Below are 24,898 nucleotides of genomic sequence, written 5' to 3' on the forward strand. Positions count from 1 at the left end.
TCGCCTTAACTACTTAACCGCATGGACAGATCCAGCGCGGGCGCGGAATGCGTGAGCGCCCCGACGCTGATGTAATCGACACCGGTCGCCGCCACAGCGGCGACGCGATCCAGCGCCATGTTGCCCGATGCTTCCAGCGGAACATGTCCCGCCGTAATCGTCACCGCCTGCCGCATTTGCTGAAGGTTCATGTTGTCCAGCAAAATGCGATCCACCTTCAACGTAAGCGCCTCGCACAATTCATCGAGATTTTTGACTTCGACTTCAATCGGCAAGGCCGCCGCTTGCGCCGCGGTCACCGCCGCCGTGATGCCGCCCGCCGCGTCGATGTGATTGTCTTTGATGAGCACCATGTCGTACAGGCCGATGCGGTGATTCTGCCCGCCACCCATCCGCACGGCGTATTTTTCCAGCAGACGCCAGCCGGGGGTTGTCTTGCGGGTGTCGAGGATGACCGCCTTCGTCCCCTTGACCGCCGCGACGAACTTCGCCGTGAGCGAGGCAACGCCGCAGAGGTGCTGCAAGAAGTTGAGCGCGACTCGTTCGCCCGACAACACCGACCGCCCTGCCCCACGCACTTCACAGATCACAGTGCCGACCTCGACGGACGTGCCATCAGTGAGTAGCAAGTCGACTGTCACCGCTGGATCGATCTGCGCGTAGACCATACGCACGATCTCTAACCCAGCGATTACGCCCGCTTCTTTCGCGCGGATGCGACCCGTGATGATCGTGTCCGCCGGAATCGAGAGTGCGCTCGTCACATCGCCCCGGTCCCCTAAATCTTCGGCCAGCGCCAGCTCGACCAGATGCTGGGCGGCAGTTTGCCATGTGGAATGAGCTCAACTTAGTGTCATTTCTACACTATCTGAACCGATATTTTGAGAGCGCACTCGGCGCTCTCACTTGACACTATCATAGGACCATTCGGACTTGTAGTCAATGTGACACTAAGTCCATTCGGCGCATCCCCCCGCTTTGTAGGGGTCGCAGCAGCACCGGGGGGCGGGGCTCCCCGCCCCACCCCCCCCCCCCCCCGCCCCCGGGGGGGGGGGGGGGGAGGGGGGGGGGGGGTGGGGAGGGGAAGGAGTGGGAGGTCCCCCCCCCCCCCCCCCCCCCCCCCCCGGGCGCGGGGGCCGGGAGGGGGGGGGTGCCGGCCCCCGCCCCCGCCGGGGGGGGGGGGGGGGGGGGGGGGGGGCGGGGGGGTGATGTGCGGATACTAAAGTTCTAGGACACCACCTGTACCACTCGTGAAATGTTCCAGCAGCCGCGCCGCGACTGTAGCGGCGGAGAGCGCGGTTTTAGGCAGCGCAAACGGGACGTTCTGCCAGAACGGCGTATCGACCGCGCCCACTTTGACGAGCGTGAACTTTTGCCGCCGATTCTCTTTCGCCAGGACAGCGACGAAGGTTTCCAGCGCGGCCTTCGCGCCCGCATAGGCGGCGAAGCGCGGAAGCGTGATCTTCTCAGTATACGCACCGATGAACACCATCTGCCCCTCGGGCTTGAGCAGCGGCAGGCTGTGCTTGGCGCACAGATACGCCCCGGTCAGGTTGGCATCGATGACCGCTTGCCAGTCGGCGGCGGCGAAATCGCTCACGGTTTCCGCCTGCAAACCGCCCGCCGCGTACACGACCAGATCTAGCTCGCTCGTCTCGTAAGCGACGCGCGTCACCGCCGTCTGCATACTATACTCGCTCGCCGCGCCGAAGGTCAGCACCAGATCGGCCTCTGCCGGGATACGACTCTCGTCGCGGGCGGCCGCGTACACCTGCCACCCCGCGCCTTTCAAGGTGCGAACAAGGGCGCTCCCGATCCCCCCAGAAGCGCCCCAGATCAAAGCCTGCGGCATGAGGTTAGGCGCGCCCCGCAGTCAACGGGCGATCACTGCCCCGCCGCGTGAAGTAGGCGATCAGCACCGCCACACCAACCACCGCCGCCATCAGGCCCGCGGGCAGCGCCACCACTGAGACAGCCCCATGGCGCACAAGAATGCCGACAAACGCCCACACGACTACGCCCATATAGGCGAGATCACGATTGACAAACGCAATCGTCCCGGTAATCAGTCCGGCGACAACCAGCATGATCGCGCCCCACGTTTCATAGGCGATGCCGAAGCCATCCCAGTTGGCGACGACGCCGACATAGGTGAAGTTGGCGACCGTGGCGACTGCGACCCACGCAAAGTAAATGCTCATGGGCACACGCACCATCCAGAATTCCGTACGGGAAATGGTTTGGCCGTCACGCAGAATGAGGTAAACGCGCAGGAGAGCGAAGAGCAGCACGATGATCACGAGGGTGCTGATGGCGAACTGCTCGTAGTGGAACAGAACTAACCAGGTGCAGTTGGCGATACCGGAGAGGACAAACCAGTAGCCGATGCGGCGCATGCGCGGGTTCTCACGCTGCGATGGCAGCGCCTGGAAGATGGCAAACGCGATCATGCCGAGGTAGATCACGCCCCAGATAGCGAAGACATAGTTGGCCGGAAGAAAATAGGTCCGTTCAGCGAAGCGATTGGCGATTTGCGCGCTGGTGAGATTGTTAATCGGAATGGCTTCCGCGAGACTGTTGAAAACGATCGTAGCGATGACGGCGATCACATTGACGATTTGACGAATTACATCACGATTCATTTTGACTTACCTCTTGTGCTACAAAACTCAAAAGATCCCGGTTAAAATCTGCCGGGTGTTCTTCCATCGGTAAATGTCCCGTCTCCGGGTAGGTGTACCATGCGGCTTCAGGCAGCAGTTCACGCAGACGTTCGCCGCCTGCGATAGGAACCCACGTATCGTTTTCGCCCCAAAGAATGGCGACTGGCACGCTGATCGCGCTGATCTCCGCGGCGGTCAGCGCCTTGCCCCCCAGCCCCGGTCCGGCCAGAATGCGGAGCAGCGCGGCATCCCAGTCCTCGACCTTGAGCGGCGTCGCATAGCCAGCGAGCATCTCCGGTGTGACACTGGTTGGGTCATAGTAGGCATCGCGCTGCAAATCGCCGAAAGCATCCGGGCGGACAAACGTCCGCACGCCAATTCGTGCCCAGCGCGCAATCGGCGCGAAGTCCAGCGCGGCACGCACGATGGGCGGGAAACCGCCCCCTTCGACCTCTTCACCTTGAATTTGCACGGCGGCCGCCACAAACCCGAGTCCCAAAACGCGTTCAGGATGCTGAACGGCGAGATTGGCGATCACCCCGCCGCCCATGCTGTGACCGATCAGTACGGCCTGTTCAATGCCGAGTTCGTCCATCAGCGCCACGGTGAATTCAGCCTGATCGGTCACGAGCAGCGGCAGGTTGTCACCCGTCTTGGTCGATAAGCCATACGGCGGGCGGTCGAAGGCAATGACACGGTAGCCAGCTTCAGCCAGCGCGGGGATGGTGTCGCGCCATGAGAACGTCGACGCCCCCCACCCATGCAGCAGCAGGACGGGTACGCCATCGGATGATCCGCTTTCACGGACATAGGTCTCCAGCCCATTCACCGTGATGAAACGTCCATCGGGGTCGGCGAAGGTCGCTGGATCAGCGCCAATGGTCGGCATGGGAATCAGAAATGGGACGATGAACACCAGTATCAGCAGCACAATCACTATGCGCAGTAACCACTTTTTCATACAGTCTTGACCTTTTTGAAGGCAGCGAGGGTTCGTTGGCGCGCCGCGCTGTGTTCAACCATGGGCGACGGGTAGTCTTTGGGCGGCGTGGGCAGCGTCCACGGCGCGTGAATGTAGGGCGTCAGCACGTCGCGCAGCTCGGGCACAAAGGCGCGGATGTACTCGCCCTCCGGATCATACTGCTCTGATTGGCTAATGGGGTTGAAGATGCGGAAATACGGCTGTGCATCCGTCCCCGTCCCCGCCGACCACTGCCACCCGCCGTTATTCGCCGCGAGATCGCCATCGATCAGGTGCTGCATGAAGTGCAGGTCGCCGCGCCGCCAGTAGATGAGGAGGTCTTTGGTCAAGAAGCTGGCGACGATCATGCGGGCGCGGTTGTGCATCCAGCCGAGCGTATTCATCTGGCGCATGGCCGCGTCGATCACCGGATAGCCCGTCATGCCCGCCGCCCACCGCTCAAACTCTTCGGGCGCATCACGGTACTCCACTCGATCATACTCCGGTTTGAAGCTGCGCTCCAGCACGTGTGGGAAGTGATAGAGGATGTGATTGTAGAAATCGCGCCACGCCAACTCGCTGATCCAGGTCTGGATCGACTGGCGTTCGCTGGCGCTAAGGGCGTCGGCATCTTCCAGAAGACGGGCGGCAGCATGATAAGCCTGGCGCGGCGACAACATACCGAAGCGCAGATACGGTGAGAGCGCCGAGGTGCTGACCAGATCGTCGAAAGGATACGCTGTCAGGCGGTTGCGCGTGTCGCCGTAGCGATAGATCGCGTCGGCGGTGAAGCGTTCCAGCCGATGCAGCGCCACCGCTTCGCCCGCGTCCGGCACGTCGATGACTGCCCCGCACACCCCGAGCTGGCACAGTGACGCAATCGGCGGACTGCACCATAGCGGATGACTAAGCCGCTGCCCCGCCGCTTGAGATCCGCGTCCAGCGCTTCCAAACCTTTGAGCATGAACTTCAGGCGTGCCGCGCTGAAGCGTTCGCCTTTGAGCAGCGCCGGGTCAAAGATGAACAGCGGAATTACGGGCGCGCCCGTCGCCAGCGCCGCATTCAGCGCGGTGTTGTCGCTCAGGCGCAGGTCACGCCGAAACCAGTGAATCACGGGCGTCATTCGACCCCACCCCCTGCGCTACTGCGCATGCGGGGTGTCGTTTCAGTTGAGGACGAGGCATGCCTCGTCCCTACAGAAGGCTGGCGTTTGGAATGGGGAACACGGCGCAGCACATCGGCGGCGACGCGCAGCGCGCCCAGCGTCACGCCCGCCGTCGATTGACCGGGGAAGATCGAGTCGCCGACGAGGCGCACATTCGGGATTCCGGTGAGCGGCGACCGCGCCTTGAACAGCGAGGTCTGCGGGAAACCGCCGACCATGCCCAGGTGCCGCCCCGTGTAGAACTCGTAGGTGACGGGCGTGCCGGGGAGCAGCAGCTTGACCGCGCTCTTGAAACCGGGGATCGCCCGGTCCAGATTGGCGAGAATCTTCTCGGCGTAGTCGGCTTTTTTGTCACCGTATGCCGATTCGTCGAGGCGCAGCAGATCCCACCATGTTTGCGGATTAGTGTGCGTGGTGACGGTCGCGGCGCGCATGCCCGCCGGGGCACGGGAAGCATCCCACTCTGGCGAGAGCGACAGGAAGGCGGTGCGCGTCTCCCCCATCGGCCCGGCCATATCCGCGATCACCTGATGGTGATCGGGCAGATTAGTGGGGAGCTTGGACGCATCGAGTCCCATGTGCAGCACGAACGCGCCCCAGGTACTCGGTCGCGTCTCCGTTTCGCGGCGCAGCGCGGCGGGACTGTCGTCGCCCAGCAGGTGATCGAGCGACCACGGCGTGAGGTTCGCCAGCAGGAAGTCGCAGGCGAAGGTCTCGCCCTTCTTGGTCGTCACGCTGACGGCACGCCCGTCCTGCACGTTGATGCGTTCGACGCGTTGGCGATAGAGCACCTGCCCGCCCAACTCGCGGATCTTCTCGACCAGCGTTTCGGCGATGCCGCCGATGCCGCGCTCGACGTGATACACGCCCTGTCGCGCCAAGTCGAGCGCGGTGGCGCTGTACATGGCATTGGCGTAACGTGAGGTCGTCTGCGAGGAGATCAGCAGTTGGCCATCGATGAAGCGTACGAACGCCGGGTCTTTCGCCAATCCTCGCAGACGCACCCAATCATAGGCGGTCATCAACGCGAAGGGGAGCATGCGCAGATCACGCGGGAAGTTACGCGCACCGACCTTGACCAGCTGCGCGAGTTCCGCGGCGCTCGTCGGCGGCCACGGCAGTCCCTGCGCCGAAAGCGACCAACCGAGATCGGCCAGCGCCGATTGTTCGTCCCAGAACGACGCGCTGTGCGGGAACTGGGCGAGCACATCGGCGTTGTCCCGCGTGAGCGCGACCGTGCGGTCGGGCAGATGCACCACCCACGCGGGATCATGCAGGCGCACCGGCCACTCGATGCCGAGCTTCTCTCCAATGACGGCATGCGGGCCGTTCGGCTGGAAGCCGCCCGCGACCGTCGCGCCCGCCTCGAAGCGGTACCCCTTGTGATAGAACGTGCCTGCGCTGCCGCCGGGATACGTCTGCGCTTCGAGCACGGTCACGGCGCAGCCCGCTTGCGCCAGCAGCGCCGCCGCCGACAGCCCGCCGATCCCCGCGCCGATCACGACGATCTGCGTCATCGAACCTCGCCCCCCTGCCCCGTCTCCGAACGGAGAGGGGGAGACATGCGGGGAGCACCAAGCCGCGTCCGCAGATGCCGGTAGACGAACAGGAAGCGCAGCGGCAGCCCGTCGAAGAACAGACGCGAGAACAGCGCCCAGAAGCCGCCCGACTTGTGCGTGATCTCGATGTGATCGATCAGTTCCGTGCCGCCGGGGACGGCGCGCATGGTGTGCTCGTGCACCCACGACTCGACCGGAGCCGAGAGCGCGCGGTCGATGAACGAAAATGGCGTCGAACCCGCCTCGTGGCGGACATGCCAGCGCGCGGGCAGAAACGTAAACCACAGCGTAAATTCGACCTCGCCCGCTTTGAGCGAGGTGCGCCCGTCGCGGTGCACCTGCACGAAGATCGGCGGCGGGGTCAGCAGTTGAAAGGCGTTCGGTTGGTCGTGGAACGCCCACACCTGTTCGACAGTCGCGGGAATGATGGAACGATGTTCAAACGTGGTCATGGTCGTGCCTGCTTTGGTTGCGGTACACCACCATAATACTTAGCCCACCTTACTGTTGAATCACATAACAGTGAGAATTGGATAAATAGGGGAAACGTCAGGCAACAAAAACGGCCTTGGTGTAAGCTAGAATAAGCAAAGCTAATAACCGTCGAGGTGCGCCATGTTCCGCCGCTTGATTCCCCTGCTGCTCTTTCTGCTGATCACCCCATTCACGCTCACCGCACAAGATGCACATCCGCCGCAGTTCTTGTATCGTGACGGCGATCAGTTGGTATTGGTGAGTATCACGGGTGACACGAGCGAAGCCGTGCCCTTACCAACGATCAGCGTAGGCGGCAATGATCAAATTCGCTGGTCGCCGGATGGACGCTCACTGCTGACCCTAACCGCTTCAGACGGTCGACTCTTTTCCTACTGCCTAAATGTTTACGATGTCGAAAGGTTGCGCTGGATGTATGAAGCGCCAATCGCGTGCCATGTTAGGGAGGCGCAGTTCGCGCACGATTCCTCTACGATTGCCTTTTCTGTTGATATGGGTGAAAACGAGCAGCTCTGGCTCTACAAGCTAGCAGACGATACGGCAGTGATGGTTACAGAAACGACCAACGGCATCACGGGGTTTGAAGCCTATGTAGTCCGCCTTCGCTGGTCACCAACTGATAAGTACCTGCTGTGGGAGCAAATCAAGGATATGATGGGTGGCGGAAGTTCTACGCTCTATGTTCGTGACCTAACCAATAACTTCACTTACACGATCATCGCAGGTTTTGACGGTTACTACGCTTCCTATAATCCGATCTGGTCGCCTGACGAAGAATGGTTTTTGCTCGGTCTGCGAGAAGAATACATCCGCACGAACCATAAAGGGGATGTGTATCTTGTTCATGCGATAGATGGGACGCTTCATAGAATCACCTATACACCTGCCGAGGAGGAGTGGAATCTTCGGTGGACGGACGATGGGCATATCGGCTTCGATGTCGTGCATTCGCGCTACCTCAGCCTAGAGGATGCACTCGGAATCCCGGAAACAGAGATCGATGCAGCATTGGAGCCTGCTCCATATGATCCCAGAGTATTGGCAGTATTGAGTCGGTTTCCCGACAGAGTGAGTAAACTCGACGGTTGGATAGTTTCAACCGGAGAGTCAATCGATAATCCGGCAAGGCTCATCTTGTACATAGGAGACTTTACCGCAAATTGGGAACAACTCTTTTCCGCTGAACTCCCTCGTGACTACCGCACGGACACCGGAATCATCGGTTGGCGACCGACGGGGGACGGAGATTCGTAGAACGCTTGGTACCCGCACAATGAAAAGGACGAGGCAGTGCCTCGTCCTCTCAAATTCAGTTGTACAATAGACAGACAAACCACAGTTCGTCCTGCTTGTCCAACAAGCAGCAACTTTCCCCTCATGCCCAACAATGACCTAGAACAACTCCTAAAGCAACTTCGTACAGCCGCTCATACCGCCGATTGGACGCTTGGAATGATTGTGTGTACGTGACACATCAAGTCGTGCGCGCCCTGCCCATCAAGCGTGCTATGGCGCTGGCACTCGAGCTGGCGACAGCCTTCTTACCCACCTTTGAAGAATTGAATCCGCAGCTCACGTGGGTAAGAGACTGGATCAATGCTGCTCAGAAGCTAGAACGAATTGACTACTCTCAACATAGCTTCGCAATCTGGGCAGACTACGAGGGAGATGAGGCATCAAAAGCCTATCTGGATGGTATTCGGAGTCTCGATGCAGCCTTGTATGTTCAACGGGCCGTTGACACGAATTACCACAATATTGGTGCGGCTATCCACGCGTTCGCGGGAGCCTTCCTTGAAGTTGAAATGAGGCAGTATGACGCCGCGGTGATCACCGCTCATCATGCGGCATTCGATGAGTCGGCTCCGATGTCGGAAGATGAGCGCTATGAATGCCTGATGGCCTTTCGCGCAAGTCCGACACGCAAGCGATTTACCGAACGATTCTGGAATGACTTGGCGGACAAAATTGCCGCGCAAGACCTTGAGGAGAACGGTGGAGCGAACACCTGAATTCGCTCCACCAAGCTGCTGACAGTTATTCTTCCAACGTGCTCGTGTCACCGAGGGGTTGACCCGTCGCCTGCGCCTTCAAGACGCGGCGCATGATTTTGCCGGAGCGTGTCTTGGGCAGGCTGTCCACAAATTCGATCTTCGTCGGCACGGCAATCGGCCCGACTTCGTGGCGAATGTGGTCTTTCAAAGCTTCGCGCAGCGTTTCGTTGCCCTGGAAGTTCGCCCGCAGAATGCAGTAGGCGTAAATCACGTTGCCGCGCACTTCGTCCGGCACGCCGATGGCCGCCGCTTCCGCCACCGCCGGGTGACTGACCAAGCCAGACTCGATCTCCGCCGTGCCGAGGCGGTAGCCGCTCACCTTGATCACATCGTCGTTACGCCCGATGATCCAGATATAGCCGTCCTCATCCTTACGCGCCGAGTCGCCCGTCACATACCAGCCCTGCTTCTCGTACGCGCTCCAATACTGGCGCTTGAAGCGCTCCGGGTCGCCGTAGATGGTGCGCAGCATCGACGGCCACGGCTTCTTGATGACGAGGTTGCCATCCGTGCCCGCCGGGACGGGGTTGCCCTGCTCATCCACCACATCGACTTCGACGCCCGGGAACGGTCGCGTCGCGCTGCCGGGCTTGAGGCCGACCGACGGCATGGGCGTGATCATGAAGCCGCCCGTCTCCGTCTGCCACCACGTATCCATGATCGGACAGCGTTCCTTGCCGATCACCTTGTGGAACCAGCGCCACGCTTCCGGGTTGATCGGTTCGCCGACCGAGCCGAGCAGGCGCAGACTGCTGAGGTCATGACGATTGGGCCACGCATCGCCAAAGCGCATCAGGCCACGAATAGCGGTCGGCGCGGTGTAGAGGATCGTGATACCGTAGTGCTCGATCATCTTCCACCAGCGGTTGGGGTACGGGAAGTTGGGCGCGCCTTCGTACATGAAGGAGGTCGCGCCGAGAATCAGCGGCGAATAGACGATATAGCTGTGCCCGGTGATCCAGCCGGGGTCGGCGGCGCACCACCAGCGATCCTCATCCTTGATATCAAACACCCATTTGAGCGTGGTCGAGGTGTACACCTGATATCCGCCGTGCGTGTGCAGAATGCCTTTGGGCTTGCCCGTCGTGCCGCTGGTGTAGAGGATGAACAGCGGGTCTTCCGCGTCCATGACTTCGGTTTCGCACACTTCGCTGGCAATCGGCAGGTTCATCAGGTCATGGAACCAGTAGTCGCGCCCCTGCTCCATCTTGATCGGCTGCTCGGTGCGCTTGACGACGACCACCGACTCGACAATCGGCGAACGCTTGACCGCTTCGTCGACCATGTCCTTCAGCTTGACGATGCTGCCGCGCAGCCACGCGCCGTCGCAGGTGAGCACCACGCGGCTCTGCGCGTCTTCGATGCGGTCGGCCAGCGCCTGCTCGGAGAAGCCGCCGTAGACGACGCTGTGCACCGCGCCAACCTTCGCACAGGCCAGCATCGCCATCAGCAGTTCGGGGATGCGCCCCATGTAGATGGTGACGCGGTCGCCCTTCTTGACGCCAAGGCTCTTGAGCACGTTGGCGAACTTGTTGACTTCCTTCCACAGCCGCCAGTAGGAAAACGTGCGGCGGTCGCCGGGTTCGCCTTCCCAGATCAACGCCTCTTTGTTGCGCCGCCAGCTCTTCGCATGGCGATCCAGCGCGTTGTAGGCGATGTTGGTCTTGCCGCCGACAAACCACTTGTAGAACGGCGGGTTGCTCTGATCGAGCACCTGCGACCACGGCTGGAACCAATCCAATGCTTGCGCCTGCTTCGCCCAGAACGCTTCGGGATCGGCTTGGGCTTCGGCGTAGAGAGCTTCGTAATCCGGCACATGGGCGGAACGAACAATTTCTTCAGATGGGTAATACCATTCGTTCTCATTGCGTCCGCTGCTACAACAATGGCTGCGGACGATTCGCATGTAGCGCGTCATACCCCTACGATTTCCCTGCCCGATTCGCTTGATACCAATCGCACAGGTGCTTGAGGGGGCACGGCGCGCAGTTGGGGTTCGCCCAGATGCACAACTGCTGCCCATGCTTGAGGTTGGCGACATGGAAGTTGTACAGAAAATACGGGTCGTTCGGCAGCAAGTCGAGCAGCACGCGATGCGCTGCTTCCGTACCTACCTTCGCGCCAATCAAGCCGACGCGCTGGCTCACGCGGTGCACATGCGTATCCACGGGCATGATCGGCTTGCTGAAGCAGAACAGCATGACGAGCGAGGCCGTCTTGACGCCGACACCGGGCAGGCTCATCAGCCATGTCATGGCTTGATCCAGCGGCAAATCCGCTAGGAAGTCGATGTTCGCTTCCCCCCGTTCCTCGATGATGCGCCGCAGCGTCTCTTTGATGTGCGGTGCTTTGGTCTCGGGGTAGTTCGACGGGGCAATCGCCTCGGTGAGTTCGTTTACATCAGCGTCACGAATTGCCTCCCATGAGCCGAACCGATCCCACATTCGCTGGTAGGCAAGTGCTTCGTTGGCATTGGTCGTGCGCTGCGAGAGAATCGTCGAGATCAGCTCATGCATCGGCTGACGGCGGGGCTTGAGCGGACGCTCGCCGTAGCGCTCTGTCAACAATCGGTACATATCCAGCGCCTTCGCCCGCACATCAGTCTGCGTCATCATCACACTTCCTTCGCTCATCCATGTCTATATATGCACCCATTTTCACCGCCCAGCGCTTAACGTCTGATGAACGCAACCCTGCACCTATGCCCGTTATCACTAGCCGAGCGGTGAGCCTCTGCTAAAGTAGAGTTGTTTTGCACAATTCCAACGCTACAATCGGGCCTCATACGGTGAGGCGGGAGAGAACAACCTGATGAAACGAATCGCGGTGCTGACCAGTGGCGGTGACGCGCCCGGTATGAATGCGGCTATTCGAGCGGTGGTGCGGACAGGGCTCGACTACGGCTGCACGATCTTTGGCGTGCACGATGGATATCGTGGGCTGATCGACGATGACATGCAGGAACTCGGCGCGCGTGACGTGGGCGGAATTATTCAGCAAGGCGGGACGATGCTCGGCAGCGCCCGCTGTCCGCAGTTCAAAACCGAGGAAGGGCGCAGACAAGCGCTCGACAATCTCGGCAAGCGCGGCATTGACGGCTTGATCGTAATCGGTGGCAACGGTTCGCAAACGGGCGCGTATGAGCTCAATAAGCTTGGCCTCCCCGTCGTCGGCGTCGCCTCAACCATCGACAATGACCTCGCCGGATCAGACATCACCATCGGCGTGGATACCGCGCTGAATATCGCGCTCGAAGCAATTGACCGCCTCAAGGTGACAGCCTCGTCACATCGCCGCGCGTTCGCGGTCGAGGTGATGGGGCGCGACAGCGGCTACCTCGCGCTGATGGCAGGCATCGCGGGCGGCGCGGAAGCGGTCGTCATCCCCGAAGCGGAAATCGCACCGGAACGCCTCGAAACCATCTTGAATGAGGCGTACGAGCGCGGCAAAAAGCACGGCCTGATCGTCGTGGCCGAAGGCGCGAAGAATAACGGGGAGAAGCTCAAAGAATACTTCCACGCGCACAAAGACCGCATCGGCTTTGAGCTGCGCGTGACGATTCTCGGGCATGTGCAGCGCGGCGGCACGCCCGGCGCCTTTGACCGCCTGCTGGCGACCCGGCTCGCCGCCAAAGCGACGCGCACGCTGTGCGAAGGTCAATCCGGCGTGCTGATCGGCTGGCTCAAAGGGGTGGCGACGCCCACGCCCTACCCGGAAATTGTCGGCAAGCACAAGCCGCTGGATATGGATCTGTTTCAGCTCGCGGATGTGCTGGCGCAGTAGAGTTATCAGTTCATAGTCGTCAGTAATCAGTCAGGACGAGGGATCACCTCGTCCTGTTTCGATCTATTCCTCTGTGCCCTCTGTGTTCACCGTGGTTAATTCGTTTGGCTTTGACCCTCCAGCAGCGCCGCCGCGGGTTTGTCCAGAATCCAGTGGACGTTCGCTGCGCGGACGAGATGCGCGGGAATCGCCTCGGATGGATCGGCTGGCGGCGTGAGCGCCCGCTTGACGATGGCCGCTTTCTCTTCGCCGAGTACCAGAAAGATAATGTTCGTCGCCGCGTTGATCACCGGATAGGTGAGCGTCACGCGCCATGTGTCAAGCTGCGGCACTTCGTTAGCCACCACCCAGCGTTCTTTTTCCGCCAGCGCCTGCGTGCCAGGGAACAGCGACGCGATGTGGCCATCCGCGCCAATGCCAAGCACCATCAGGTCAAATTTGGGGATCTTCATCCCGAGCCGCCCGGTGAAGAATTTCTGCATGGTCGCCTGATAATCATCAGCGGCCTGCTGCGGCGGATGCTGACTTTGGATGCGGAACAACTGCGGCAGTGGCAGCGGAACATGATTGAGCAGCGTCTCTTTGGCCATGCGCGCATTATTGTCGGCATGGTCAAGCGGGACGGCGCGTTCGTCGCTCCAGAAGATATACGTCTGCGACCATTTGATCTGGCGCGAAAACTCGTCCGTCGCGATGAGGCGATAAGCGTCGCGCGGTGTGTTGCCACCGCTCAACACCGCCGTAAAGCGGTCGCGTGAGGACGTCGCTTTGTCGGCAATCCGCACAAATTCGGTCGCCAGCGCGCGCGCCGCTGCGCCCCGGGTCGGGTACACTCGATAGCTCATTCGTCATGCCCTCCGCAGCCGAGACGCCATCCGCGTCCCTCCTGAAACAGTAATAAGTCAGCTTCCTCCGGCCCCCACGAACCGGGTTCGTAGATGCACAAGGGCGGCGCTGACGGCGACTCCCAGCCATGCAAGATGTAATCGACCAGCTTCCACGACAAGTCAATCTCATCCTCACGCGTGAACAGCGCGGCGTCCCCTTGAATGGCGTCTAACAGCAGACGTTCGTAGGCTTCGGGCAGCGGCTGCCCCGCATAGCCCTCGCTGTAATGGAAGTCCATGTCCATCGGGTGAATGTCCGCCGCACCGGGCATCTTGGTCTCAAAGCGCAGATGAATGCCCTCGTCGGGCTGAATGCACAGCGAGAGCAAATTGGGATCAAGCGTTTTACCGCGCGTCATATTCATGAACAGGTGGGGCGGACGGCGGAACTGGATGACGATTTCGCTCGTCTTGCGCTTGAGTGCCTTGCCCGACCGGAGATAAAACGGCACATCCTGCCAGCGCCAGTTATCGATGTACAGTTTGAGCGCGGCGAAGGTCGCCGTCTGCGAATTTGGCGCGACCCCCTGTGTCGCTGCATAGCCCGCGTACTGTCCGCGCACTGTGTCGCTGATGGACATGGGGCGCAGCGCGCTCAACACCTTGACCTTTTCGTTGCGCAGCACTTCAGCCGAGAACGAATTGGGCGGTTCCATCGCCACCAGTGAGAGGAGCTGCAGCAAGTGATTCTGGAACATGTCGCGCATGACACCCGCGCTGTCGTAGTAGCCGGCGCGGTGCCCGACATCGACATCTTCCGCCACGGTGATCTGCACATGATCGATGTAATTGCGATTCCACAGCGGTTCGAAGATGGCATTGGCAAAACGGAAATACAGGATGTTCTGCACCGTCTCTTTGCCGAGGTAGTGATCGATGCGATAAACCTGATGTTCGTCAAAGGCCGAATGAATGGTGTGGTTGAGCGCCGCCGCCGAACCGCGGTCAAAGCCAAACGGCTTCTCGACGATCACGCGCCGCCAGCCGTCTTCCTCACTCGCCAAACCGGAGTCCGACAGGTTCTTGAGCACCTCGTCGTAGTAATCGGGTGAAGTTGCCAGATAGAACAGGCGGTTTGACTGCCCCACTTCGAAATCGTACAAGAACCCCTGCAGCGCGTCGTAATCCGCGCGCACGCCCAGATCGCCGCGGCAGTACCACAGGCGGCTGATGAAATCCGCCCAAGTCTCGGGGGTATAGTCCGGCGTCTGGTTCACCGCATCGTCGAACAGCGCGCGGAATTCCTCGTGGGTGTACGGGCGGCGCGCAAACCCGACGACGTGAAAATTACCCGGCAGCCGCCCCTGCACCTGCAGGCGATACAGCGCCGGGATGAGCTTGCGGTGTGTGAGGTCGCCGGATGCGCCGAAAATGACAATCGTATTGGTCTGCGTTCCGTTCGTCGTCATTTCGCCTCACCGTCGTGCTTGATCGCGTGCCCGCCGAACTGGTTGCGCATAGCGGCCAGCATTTTCGCCGCGAAGCTGTCCTCTTGGCGACTGACAAAGCGCATCATCAGCGAGAGCGTGATCACGGGCGCGGGCACGTCGAGGTCGATGCCTTCGAAGACCGTCCAACGACCTTCGCCGCTGTCCGCGACATACGGCGCGATGCCATCGAGGGTCGGATTCTCACGGAGCGCGGCGGCGGTCAGGTCGAGCAGCCACGAACGCACCACACTGCCGGTACGCCAGATTTCCGCGATTTGCGCCACATCGAGATTGAGATCGGTCTTGGCGTCCATGATCTCGAAACCTTCGGCGTAGGCCTGCATCATGCCGTATTCGATACCGTTATGAACCATCTTGACGAAGTGTCCCGCGCCGTTCGGGCCGACGTGACCCCACCCGCGATCCGGCGCAGGCGCGAGCGTTTCGAAGATCGGGCGCAAGCGTTCGACGGCCTCGGTCTGCCCGCCAACCATCAGGCTGTAGCCTTCCTGCAAGCCCCAGATGCCGCCGCTCGTCCCCACATCGACGTAATGCATGCCGTTGGCCTGCACCATCTTCGCGCGGCGCAGCGTATCCTTGTAGTTGCTGTTCCCGCCGTCAATGATGGTGTCGCCCGGCTGCAGCAGTTCCATGAGTTCGGTGACGGTTTTTTCGGTGGGCTCACCCGACGGGATCATGATCCAGATCGCCCGGGGAGCGGTCAGTTTGCTGACAAGGTCAGCGACTGAGTACGAAGGTGTCGCCCCAGCCGCCGCCGCAGCCTCAATCGGCTCCGGGGTGAGATTGTAGACGACCATTTCGTGCCCGCCGCCCAGCAGCCGCACATTCATATTGCCGCCCATGCGTCCTAAACCGATCAAGCCTAGCTGCATCTCAGCGTCTCTCCTTAAATAGTGAGGGTATGATTATCATAGCGCAGTCCGCGAGTCCCGGTAAATTAACAAAGATATTCGCTCTGCACTCCTGGCCCCGGTTCGCAGACCATCAGGCTGCGCTTGTGTAAGACGTCACATTGTGACTGCCTTACTTCTGTGGCAGAATCTTGATCATTCTGTAGTGAATGGAGTACCCCGTGCAGCAAGTCCCACCCAACACCCAAACCCTTCCCAGCGCGGCCCAAGGCCTAAACGCGATCTTCGCTCCCAAGAATGTCGCCGTGATCGGCGCAACCGAGCGTGCCGGCAGCGTTGGCCGCACCATTCTGTGGAACCTCATCAGCAGTCCGTTTGGCGGCACAATCTATCCTGTCAACCCCACCCGGAACAGCATTCTCGGCATCCGCGCCTACCCGAACCTCGCGGCCCTGCCCGAACAAGTTGATCTGGCTGTCATCGTGACGCCCGCCCGCAGCGTCCCCAATGTGATGCGCGAATGCGCGGCGAACGGCGTCAAAGGCGTCATCATCATCTCGGCAGGCTTCAAGGAGATCGGCGCGGAAGGCGCGGCGCTGGAAACGGAAATCCTCGCGATTGCGCGCGAGTACAACATGCGCATTGTCGGGCCTAACTGCCTCGGCGTCATGAGCCCAATCACCAAGATCAACGCGACTTTCGCCGCGGCGATGGCGAACCCCGGCAACGTGGCTTTCATCAGCCAATCCGGCGCGCTGTGCACCGCCGTGCTCGACTGGAGCTTCAAGGAGAACGTCGGCTTCAGCGCGTTCGTCTCACTCGGCTCGATGCTTGATGTCGGCTGGGGCGACCTGATCGACTACCTCGGCAATGACCCGAACACCAAGAGCATCGTCATCTACATGGAATCGGTGGGGGACGCCCGCTCCTTCCTGTCAGCGGCTCGGGAAGTCGCGCTCAAGAAGCCGATCATCATCATTAAGGCCGGGCGCACTGAAGCTGCTGCGCACGCCGCCGCGTCGCACACCGGATCACTCACGGGCAGCGATGATGTCCTCGATGCGGCCTTCCGCCGCAGCGGTATCCTGCGCGTGGATCGCATCTCCGACGTGTTCTACATGTCGGAAGTCCTCGCCAAGCAGCCCCGTCCGCACGGCAACCGCCTGACCATCATCACCAACGCGGGTGGTCCCGGCGTGCTGGCGACCGATGCGCTCATTATGGGCGGCGGGGAACTGGCGGATATTTCGTCGGAAACGATGGACAAGCTCAACGCGATTTTGCCAGCGCCGTGGAGCCATAACAACCCCGTCGATATCCTCGGCGATGCCGACCCCGATCTCTACGCGAAAACGTTGAGCATCCTCGCCGAAGACCCGAGCAGCGATGGTCTGCTGGTGATCCTCACGCCGCAAGCGATGACCGACCCGACCGCAACCGCCGAACGCCTGACCGAATACGCCCAGATCGAAGGCAAGCCGGTGCTCTCCGCGTGGATGGGCGGCGTCGACGTGGATCGCGGCGACAAGATCCTGAATCAGGCGAATCTGCCGTCGTTCCAGTTCCCGGATACGGCCGTCCGCATGTTCAACTACATGTGGCAGTACAACACCAACCTGAACAGCATCTACGAGACGCCCAGCCTGCCGACCGACTCCGTCGAAGAGACGCCGAATCGCCAGTTGGTCGCCAGCATCGTCGAGCATGCGCGCTCAACGGGGCGCACCATCCTCACCGAGTACGAATCGAAGCAGGTGCTGGCGGCGTACTACATCCCGACGGTGAACACCATGCTCGCGCCGACCGAAGATGAAGCGGTCGCCCGCGCCGAAGAAATCGGCTATCCGATTGTGGTCAAGCTGAACTCGGAGACGATCACGCACAAGACCGACATCGGCGGCGTGCAGTTGAATCTGCGCGACGAAGACGCGGTGCGCGCGGCCTTCCGCCGCATCCAGAGCGCCGTGGTCGACAAAGCCGGCGCGGAACACTTCCAAGGGGTGACCGTGCAGCCGATGGCGAAGCTGGACGGCTACGAGCTGATCATCGGCAGCAGCATCGACCCGCAGTTCGGCCCGGTACTCCTGTTCGGTTCCGGCGGAACGCTCGTCGAAGTCTACAAAGACAGCGCACTCAGCCTGCCGCCGCTCAACACGGTGCTCGCGCGCCGCATGATGGAAGAGACGCTGATCTATAAGGCGCTGAAGGGCGTGCGTGGGCGCGACCCGGTCGATCTCGCGGGTCTCGAACAACTGCTCGTGCGCTTCAGTCAGCTCGTCGTCGAACAGCCGTGGATCAAGGAAATCGACATTAACCCGCTGCTGGCTTCGTCCGAACGCCTGCTGGCGCTGGATGCGCGTGTCGTGCTGCACGGCGCAGACGTCACCGAGGACAAGCTGCCCCGCCCGGCGATCCGTCCGTACCCGACGCAGTACACCGAGGCGTGGGTGTCGAAGCAGGGGCTGGATGTCACCTTCCGTCCAATCCGCCCGGAAGACGAACCGCTGGTTGCCAAGTTCCACGAAGGATTGTCGGAACGCACGGTCTTCATGCGCTATCTACAAGCGATGAACCTCAACGAACGTATCGCGCACAACCGCCTGTCGCGCTTGTCCTACATTGACTTCGACCGTGAGATCGCGCTGGTGGCCTGCACGCGGAATCAGTACAACAGCCAGCAGGAGATCATGGGCATCGGTCGCGTGAGCAAAATCCGCTGGACGAATGAGGGCGAATTCGCCATTCTGGTGAGCGATCGCTACCAGCATCAGGGTCTCGGCAAGGCGATCATGACGCGGCTCATCAAGGTCGCCCAGGATGAAAAGCTGTCACGCATCTTCGGATTCGTGTACAACGAGAACCGAGAAATGATCCGCCTAGTCGAACGCCTGGGCTTCACGCTCCAACCGACAGATCGCGAAGGCATCCTGCTCGCCAGCCTGAACCTGTAATCAGCGTGAGATAAGCTAACCCTCGCTCGCTCCCGCCCAGCCCGTTCCTGAATTCGGGGGGAGGGGGGGAGGGTGCGTGAAATCCGGGTGAGCGGGTCACGGAGACACAACCTGACCTCTGTCCTCCTGCAATCGAAGCGCGCACCCTTGAAACACGATAGAATAAGGCAACTTTGACCGTTGAGACTTACGCGCGTGCAGCCAACCTATGACAAATGAACTTAGCCAAAGCGAAGAACAGCTCCGTTCGCTTATTTCATCACTCGACGATTTTGTTTTTTCGCTTGCTCTTGATGGAAAAATACTTTTTTACCAACCAGTGCAGTGGTCGATCTATGATACGCCCGCAGTGACGAGTGCATATGTGGGCGCCGCCTATCAGGACGTGCTGCCGCCAGAAGTCTCGGCGGTGATTCCCGGCGTCATCGCCGAGGTCAACCGCACGCTGAGCCCCTATCCGATCGAATACACGCTCACTGCCGACGACGGCGTACATTATTACAAAGGGCGGATCGCGCCTATGTTCAGCCCGCAGTACACGCTGATCGGCTACACCTTCGTCGTCAGCGATGTAACGCAGGCGGTGCTCGCCAAAATGCGTGATGATCGCTTGCTGGCGCTGGAAGGCTTGCACCGGGAGATCGGCGCCATCTTCTTTGAGCGCACGGATCCAGCCGCGGCAGTCGATTTAGTGTTGGCCAAAATCGGCGAGATGCTCCGCGTATCGAGCGTATATGTGTGCCACTTCCGCGAAAACGAGCGGCGGCTGGACATGACCCACGAGTGGTGCGCGGCGGGGATTAGCGCCAAACGCGCCGAAACACAAAACTTCGCGTTTGACGAACATATGCCCTCACTGGTGCAGCTCCTGACGCGCGATGGCATCGTAGCCGCCAAAGATATCAACCAACTCCCGCCTGACATGCAATCGGTGCTGAACGGGCAATCGCTGCATAGCCTGCTGCTGCTGCCGTTCCGCGTCAACGAACGACTGGAGGGTTTTCTTGGACTGGAAGAAACCCACTACCAGCGCGATTGGCTGCCCGAAGAGACGGCCGCCCTGCGCACGGCGGCGGATGGCTACGCGCGCCTGATCGAACGCCAGCGCGCCGAACGCGACCTGATCACCGCGCGCGATACAGCGATCCGCTCGGCGCAGCACAAGAGCGAATTTGTCGCCAAGATGAGCCATGAGGTGCGTACGCCGATGACAATCATGCTCGGCATGATGGAGCTCATCGAAGAAACGCCCCTCTCGGACGAGCAGCGCGATCTCCTCACGATGGCGCAGGAGAACGCGCATCGCCTGATGAATATGCTGGTCGAAGTGCTCGATTTCTCGGAACTGGAACGCGGGACAGTCTCACTGCAGGCGATCCCGGTAGATGTGCGCGGTGTACTGGCGGAGATCGAAACGATGTGGGCGGACGCTGCCCACCGCAAGGGACTCGACTTCGCGATCAGCGTGGATGAGCAGGTACCACAGCGCATCGTCAGCGACCCGGCGCGGTTGCGCCAAGTGATCAGCATTTTGACGAACAATGCGGTGAAATTCACTGAAGCGGGCAGCGTTCGCATCGCCGTGTGGCCCATGCCAAGCCGCTACGGCGAATCGCGCCTGCGTTTTCAGGTCAGCGACACCGGCTGCGGCATCCCGCCGGACAAACAGCAGCTCATCTTCGAGAGCTTCATGCAGGCGGACAACTCCTTGACGCGCCGCCATGAGGGCGCCGGGGTGGGGCTCGCCATTTACAAACAGTTGGTTGATCTCATGGAAGGCGAGATTGACGTGCAGAGTGCCGAAGGCGCGGGCAGCACGTTCAGCTTTGCGGCGACATTTCCGCTCGCCTAAGGGGTGGCGGTCTCCGACGGTGACTCGGCCTTGGGTGGCTCGGGCGGCACAGGCGCAGGCGGCGGCGGCTCCGCGGCGGGCGGCGCTTCCGACAAAGGCGCAGTCGGCGGTGGCTCTGTAACAATCGGCGCGCTTACTACCGCCGGCTCAGGGGCTAGCGGTACAGGTGGCACGATCAACTCAGGCGCAGGCAGCGGATCAGGTTTCGCGGGTACAGTGATCGGCACAACTTCCACGGCGGGCAAGCTGGAGGCCACGGGCGCAGCAATCGGCGCCATCTCAACGGTGGGCTGATCAGAAGAAGCCGGAGGAATCTCTACTGTGGGCGGCGTGAGCACGGCGGCGGCTGTGCCGAGTGGTGTGCCCAAGCGCGGCTCAAATGCAGTCTCCGGACGAATGGGCATCGTCTCCTGCGTGGTCGCTTTGGAGAGATAATTCGTCACCAGCGTGCGCAGTTCGGCGGTGGTGAACGGCTTGTACAGGAAACCATTCGCGCCAAGTTCACTCGCGCGCATTTCGTCTTTCGGGTTGCTGCGCGCCGTGAACATGATGATCGGCACGCCATTCAAGTTGGGCAGGCCGCGGAGCATGGTCAACAGGGTGAAACCGTCCGTCATGGGCAGGTTGATGTCAAGCAAGATCATCTTGAAATCACCTTCGGCGGCGAGCTTCATGGCTTCGGCGCCAGTTTCGGCCCCCGTCACTTCAATGCGCAGCGATTTAAGCGTATAGGCAACTAAACGTCGGGTTGCGCTCTCGTCGTCAACCACCAGCAGATTCGTCATTCGTCCCTCACCGACTGAACTGCTTCGCCAGCGACCACTGATTGTGACCTGCGAAGCGTTCGTATTTTACGCTGTCCATCACCTGATGCACAATATAGATACCCCACCCACTCTCCGGAAAATCGAAGATATTGGGCGGCTTAATGACATCCGGGCGCACAAACGCGTGTGATCCGGTATCGCGGATGGTCAGTTCGAGCCGCGAACCGCTCCAGTGTCCATCAATTTCAATCATACCGGTTTCGCCAGCGTAGGAGTGCTGCACGATATTCATACACAGTTCGTGCACGGCCAATACCAACTGCGAACGAGTTTCCGGGTCGATGTGGGCAGCGAGCTGCATGATGTAGTCGGTGATTTGCTCTAGAGCCTGAAAAGTCGCCGGGATGATCAATTTCTCCCTCCCAAGAATTGCAGCGCCATCATCGTTTGATCATCGTGCGGCGGCGCGTTCCCGCGATAGGCATCCGCCTCGGCAAAGACGGTATCCACCACCTGACGCATATCATGGAATTGGCCGGGAATCGCGTTGCGTACGCCCGCTTCCCCCCACATTCCGGCTTCGGTCTCAATTTCGCTCAGGCCATCGCTGATGACGATCATCATGTCGCTGAAAGCCAGCGTTCCCGCGTCCATGTTCGGGCGAAACTCTGGCAGCACGCCGATTGGTGGCATGTTCGCCATGTACGACTGCCACTGGCGGTTCTGTCGGATCAGCACCGGGACATGGCCTGCGTTCGCGAGTTGAAACGCGCCCGTCTGCGGGTCGACGCGGAAGACGACCGCCGTCGCCAGAATGCCCGCGTTGGTGTACGGATCGTAAAATTCGGCATTGGCCGCTTCGAGCGTTTCGTCAGGTGCGAGATCGAGGCGCAGCAGCAGACGCAGCGCCGTGTGCAGCGAGACAGCCGCCAGCGCCGCGGGTAATCCCTTCCCTGCCACATCGACGATGAAGCAGGCGAGTTGACCGCAGGGCTGCGTCACCCAGCCCCAGGCATCCCCGCCGACGTTGCTGGCAGGCTGCCATTCCGCGGCAGTGTCGAGATTGGCCACGTTCGGCACATTGCCCGGTTGAATGGAACGCTGGATGTTTCCGGCGATCTCCAACTCATGCATCATCTTCGCTTCGCGGGCGCGGCTCTCTTCGAGGCGCGCGGCGATCAGTTGGTTAGCAGCGCGCTCGCTCATGCGCGTGAGCATGCGCCGATCCAGCGAGCTCAGCTCCTTGGCCTGATCAGCGAACCCGACGCCCAACGCGCCGATCACTTCACCGCTCACGTTCATCGGCATGAACATCCACAGCGTATGGTCGCCATCGCGCGTAGGGATATCATACGCCCAATAGATATCGGTCTGTTCGCCAAGGTCGACGAAAAAGGGTTGAAGGGCGCTGTGGGCAACCTGATCGTCGGGGAGGATGAACCATTCTTCCGGCTGTCCCTGCCGCGGAAGCAGATAGACCGCGCCAAACGTGGCATCCAAACCGGTCATCAACGCCTCAATGACGGGAGCAATGTCCTGACTCGATTTCGCTTGCTGCGGCGCTTCCTGCAGGAACGGCACAAGCTGATCCCACGCTTGCGCCAATGCCGCCGTCAACGAGTCGAGTTCTTCTTCAAGCTGTTGGATTCGATCTTGGTAGATGGCTTCGTCTGTCATGTTGCTAGCTTAGCATAGAAAGATGGGCACAAACCATAAACGCTCTGACCGACGCGCAGCGCACGCCGCCTGCCGAGCAGAGTATGGTGCGAGTCATTATGGCACGAAGACCGTCCGCGCGACAGCAGACGCGTTGGCGTGAACTGAATGCGACGATCGCCACACTTTTCCATGAAACGTGTGCGTCTTGAACATAGAACCCGTACAAACTTGTTTATTTTTGCCAAAATCAGGTCAGCGCTTTTGATGTAAAGCCGCATAGCCCGTTGTGAATAGTGCACTATAATCTGCACATCGGATAACACGGTTGTGAAAAATGAACGCTGTCGATCTCCCGCCACCTTTCACGCACTACCAACTTTCGGGCGCTTACGACGAGATGTTTGATGCTGACGGCAGCACACGTGGGCACTATGAAGCCTTGTTTCAGCGCCTGCTGGAACTGCCGCCGGACGAGCTCAAACAGCGCCAGCAGGCCGCCGACCTCTCCTTTCTGCATCAGGGGATCACCTTCACCGTATACGGGAACGATGAGGGGACTGAGCGCATCTTCCCTTATGATCTGCTCCCGCGCATCATCCCTGCCGACGAATGGGATGTGATCGAGCGCGGCCTCGTCCAGCGCATCACAGCGCTGAATCTCTTCCTCAAAGACATCTACCACGATGGGCACATTCTCAACGACAAAATCGTCCCGCGCGACCTCGTCTACAGCTGCAAGTACTACCGGCGGCAAATGCGCGGGGTGCGCGTCCCCAACGACGTGTATGTCGCCGTGGTCGGCACGGATCTGATCCGCGTCAATTCCGGCGAATTCGTCGTGCTGGAGGACAATCTGCGCGTGCCGAGCGGCGTCTCGTATATGCTCGCGAATCGACAGGTGATGAAGTACGTTTTCCCGCGCATGTTCAGCACGTACGGCGTGCGCCCGGTCGACCATTATGGGCAGGCGCTGTTGGCGACGCTGCGCGCGCTCGCCCCCAAGCGCCGCGCCGACCCGAATATTGTGCTGCTCTCCCCCGGCGTGTACAACTCCGCCTACTTCGAGCACGCCTACCTCGCGCGACAAATGGGGCTGACACTCGTCGAGGGGCGCGATCTGCTGGTGCATGACAACGTCGTGTACATGCGCACGACAGCGGGCTTGCAGCGCGTCGACGTGATCTACCGCCGTCTGGACGACGACTTCCTCGATCCGCTGGCCTTCCGCCCCGATTCAATGCTCGGCGTGCCCGGTTTGCTGAATGTCTATCGTTCCGGCAACGTCGCGCTAGCCAATGCTATCGGCACAGGCGTCGCCGATGATAAGGCGGTCTACGCTTATCTCCCGGCCATCATCCGCTACTACCTCAACCAGGATGCGATCCTCAACAACGTCGAGACGTATCTGCTCTCCGACGACAAGCAGCGCCGCCATGTGCTCGCCAACCTCGACAAGCTGGTCGTCAAAGCCGTGGGCGAATCCGGCGGCTACGGGATGTTGATCGGCCCGCACGCCAGTAACGGGGAACGCGAAGCCTTCCGCGAGAAGATCACCGCTGATCCGCGCAACTACATCGCGCAGCCGACGCTGGCGCTCTCCCGCGCGCCCTGCTACATCGACGGCAGCGTGGAAGCCCGCCACATCGACTTACGCCCGTACATTCTGTACAGCGGCGATCAGGTCACGATTGTCCCCGGCGGTCTGACGCGCGTCGCCCTGCGGCGCGGGTCGCTGGTCGTGAACTCGTCGCAGGGCGGCGGCAGTAAAGATACGTGGGTTTTGAGCTAAGGAGCGCGGGC

22 protein-coding genes are annotated in these 24,898 nt (G+C 60.7%); 6 read left to right on the forward strand and 16 right to left on the reverse strand.

Annotated features, from left to right (window positions below):
- Nucleotides 1-5: 5 nt before the first annotated feature.
- The 8 genes from nadC to IPK17_RS02040 form a co-directional block, all read right to left on the reverse strand.
- A complete protein-coding gene (gene nadC / locus IPK17_RS02005) occupies nucleotides 6-809 on the reverse strand; it encodes a carboxylating nicotinate-nucleotide diphosphorylase (protein WP_343416581.1) in 804 nt (267 codons plus the stop codon).
- Between the two features lie 410 nt (nucleotides 810-1,219).
- Nucleotides 1,220-1,852 carry an SDR family NAD(P)-dependent oxidoreductase gene (locus IPK17_RS02010; RefSeq protein ID WP_343415997.1) on the reverse strand — a complete coding sequence of 211 codons (633 nt, stop codon included), beginning with the start codon at nucleotides 1,850-1,852 and terminating at the stop codon, nucleotides 1,220-1,222.
- Nucleotides 1,853-1,856: 4 nt separating this feature from the next.
- The gene (locus IPK17_RS02015) at nucleotides 1,857-2,642 is read right to left on the reverse strand and encodes a TspO/MBR family protein (RefSeq protein ID WP_343415998.1); all 786 of its coding nucleotides are present in this window, start codon (nucleotides 2,640-2,642) and stop codon (nucleotides 1,857-1,859) included.
- Nucleotides 2,632-3,624: an alpha/beta fold hydrolase gene (locus tag IPK17_RS02020; protein ID WP_343415999.1), complete on the reverse strand. Its 993-nt coding sequence runs from the start codon at nucleotides 3,622-3,624 to the stop codon at nucleotides 2,632-2,634. The genes IPK17_RS02015 and IPK17_RS02020 overlap by 11 nt, the downstream gene beginning before the upstream one ends.
- Nucleotides 3,621-4,460, reverse strand: coding sequence for a cryptochrome/photolyase family protein (locus IPK17_RS02025; RefSeq protein WP_343416000.1), 840 nt, complete (start codon nucleotides 4,458-4,460; stop codon nucleotides 3,621-3,623). The genes IPK17_RS02020 and IPK17_RS02025 overlap by 4 nt, the downstream gene beginning before the upstream one ends.
- Nucleotides 4,367-4,747 carry a deoxyribodipyrimidine photo-lyase gene (locus IPK17_RS02030; RefSeq protein WP_343416001.1) on the reverse strand — a complete coding sequence of 127 codons (381 nt, stop codon included), beginning with the start codon at nucleotides 4,745-4,747 and terminating at the stop codon, nucleotides 4,367-4,369. Before IPK17_RS02030 ends, IPK17_RS02025 begins: the two co-directional genes overlap by 94 nt.
- Nucleotides 4,744-6,306, reverse strand: coding sequence for a phytoene desaturase family protein (locus tag IPK17_RS02035; RefSeq protein WP_343416002.1), 1,563 nt, complete (start codon nucleotides 6,304-6,306; stop codon nucleotides 4,744-4,746). Before IPK17_RS02035 ends, IPK17_RS02030 begins: the two co-directional genes overlap by 4 nt.
- Nucleotides 6,303-6,800, reverse strand: coding sequence for an SRPBCC family protein (locus tag IPK17_RS02040; protein ID WP_343416003.1), 498 nt, complete (start codon nucleotides 6,798-6,800; stop codon nucleotides 6,303-6,305). Before IPK17_RS02040 ends, IPK17_RS02035 begins: the two co-directional genes overlap by 4 nt.
- Before the next feature lie 163 nt (nucleotides 6,801-6,963).
- Between IPK17_RS02040 and IPK17_RS02045 the strand changes: the two genes are divergently transcribed.
- Together IPK17_RS02045 and IPK17_RS02050 are read left to right on the forward strand one after the other, a co-directional pair.
- Entirely contained in the window at nucleotides 6,964-8,097 is a 1,134-nt protein-coding gene (locus IPK17_RS02045) for a hypothetical protein (RefSeq protein ID WP_343416004.1), read from the forward strand.
- A 212-nt stretch (nucleotides 8,098-8,309) separates the two neighbouring features.
- Nucleotides 8,310-8,855, forward strand: a complete 546-nt coding sequence (locus IPK17_RS02050) for a hypothetical protein (RefSeq protein WP_343416005.1) — start codon at nucleotides 8,310-8,312, stop codon at nucleotides 8,853-8,855.
- A gap of 25 nt (nucleotides 8,856-8,880) precedes the next feature.
- Here the strand turns inward: IPK17_RS02050 and acs (IPK17_RS02055) are convergent, their stop codons facing one another.
- Nucleotides 8,881-10,815 (reverse strand): acetate--CoA ligase, encoded by a 1,935-nt coding sequence (gene acs, locus IPK17_RS02055; protein ID WP_343416006.1) that lies wholly within the window; start codon nucleotides 10,813-10,815, stop codon nucleotides 8,881-8,883.
- 4 nt (nucleotides 10,816-10,819) lie between these two features.
- Entirely contained in the window at nucleotides 10,820-11,512 is a 693-nt protein-coding gene (locus tag IPK17_RS02060) for an endonuclease III domain-containing protein (RefSeq protein WP_343416007.1), read from the reverse strand.
- Between the two features lie 196 nt (nucleotides 11,513-11,708).
- On the opposite strand from IPK17_RS02060, the gene pfkA reads away from it, so the two are divergent.
- On the forward strand, nucleotides 11,709-12,680 hold the full coding sequence (gene pfkA, locus IPK17_RS02065; RefSeq protein ID WP_343416008.1) for a 6-phosphofructokinase: 972 nt from the start codon (nucleotides 11,709-11,711) through the stop codon (nucleotides 12,678-12,680).
- A 95-nt stretch (nucleotides 12,681-12,775) separates the two neighbouring features.
- Here pfkA and pgl read toward each other — a convergent pair whose 3' ends face one another.
- Genes pgl through gnd form a run of 3 tightly spaced genes read right to left on the reverse strand, consistent with a single transcriptional unit; the run spans nucleotide 12,776 to nucleotide 15,890 of the window.
- On the reverse strand, nucleotides 12,776-13,525 hold the full coding sequence (gene pgl / locus IPK17_RS02070; protein ID WP_343416009.1) for a 6-phosphogluconolactonase: 750 nt from the start codon (nucleotides 13,523-13,525) through the stop codon (nucleotides 12,776-12,778).
- Nucleotides 13,522-14,976, reverse strand: coding sequence for a glucose-6-phosphate dehydrogenase (gene zwf / locus IPK17_RS02075; RefSeq protein WP_343416010.1), 1,455 nt, complete (start codon nucleotides 14,974-14,976; stop codon nucleotides 13,522-13,524). The genes pgl and zwf overlap by 4 nt, the downstream gene beginning before the upstream one ends.
- Entirely contained in the window at nucleotides 14,973-15,890 is a 918-nt protein-coding gene (gnd, locus tag IPK17_RS02080; RefSeq protein ID WP_343416011.1) for a phosphogluconate dehydrogenase (NAD(+)-dependent, decarboxylating), read from the reverse strand. The genes zwf and gnd overlap by 4 nt, the downstream gene beginning before the upstream one ends.
- A gap of 188 nt (nucleotides 15,891-16,078) precedes the next feature.
- On the opposite strand from gnd, the gene acs (IPK17_RS02085) reads away from it, so the two are divergent.
- Together acs (IPK17_RS02085) and IPK17_RS02090 are read left to right on the forward strand one after the other, a co-directional pair.
- On the forward strand, nucleotides 16,079-18,820 hold the full coding sequence (gene acs / locus IPK17_RS02085) for an acetate--CoA ligase alpha subunit (protein ID WP_502748318.1): 2,742 nt from the start codon (nucleotides 16,079-16,081) through the stop codon (nucleotides 18,818-18,820).
- A 364-nt stretch (nucleotides 18,821-19,184) separates the two neighbouring features.
- Nucleotides 19,185-20,672, forward strand: a complete 1,488-nt coding sequence (locus IPK17_RS02090) for a sensor histidine kinase (protein ID WP_343416013.1) — start codon at nucleotides 19,185-19,187, stop codon at nucleotides 20,670-20,672.
- Here IPK17_RS02090 and IPK17_RS02095 read toward each other — a convergent pair.
- Genes IPK17_RS02095 through IPK17_RS02105 form a run of 3 tightly spaced genes read right to left on the reverse strand, consistent with a single transcriptional unit; the run spans nucleotide 20,669 to nucleotide 23,116 of the window.
- Nucleotides 20,669-21,457 (reverse strand): response regulator, encoded by a 789-nt coding sequence (locus tag IPK17_RS02095; protein WP_343416014.1) that lies wholly within the window; start codon nucleotides 21,455-21,457, stop codon nucleotides 20,669-20,671. The genes IPK17_RS02090 and IPK17_RS02095 overlap by 4 nt on opposite strands.
- 7 nt (nucleotides 21,458-21,464) lie before the next feature.
- On the reverse strand, nucleotides 21,465-21,851 hold the full coding sequence (locus IPK17_RS02100) for an ATP-binding protein (protein ID WP_343416015.1): 387 nt from the start codon (nucleotides 21,849-21,851) through the stop codon (nucleotides 21,465-21,467).
- On the reverse strand, nucleotides 21,848-23,116 hold the full coding sequence (locus tag IPK17_RS02105; protein WP_343416016.1) for a PP2C family protein-serine/threonine phosphatase: 1,269 nt from the start codon (nucleotides 23,114-23,116) through the stop codon (nucleotides 21,848-21,850). Before IPK17_RS02105 ends, IPK17_RS02100 begins: the two co-directional genes overlap by 4 nt.
- A 316-nt stretch (nucleotides 23,117-23,432) precedes the next feature.
- Here IPK17_RS02105 and IPK17_RS02110 point away from each other — a divergent pair, with 316 nt between their 5' ends.
- Nucleotides 23,433-24,887 carry a circularly permuted type 2 ATP-grasp protein gene (locus tag IPK17_RS02110; RefSeq protein WP_343416017.1) on the forward strand — a complete coding sequence of 485 codons (1,455 nt, stop codon included), beginning with the start codon at nucleotides 23,433-23,435 and terminating at the stop codon, nucleotides 24,885-24,887.
- Nucleotides 24,888-24,898 lie beyond the last annotated feature (11 nt).

This window comes from Candidatus Flexifilum breve, assembly GCF_016713355.1.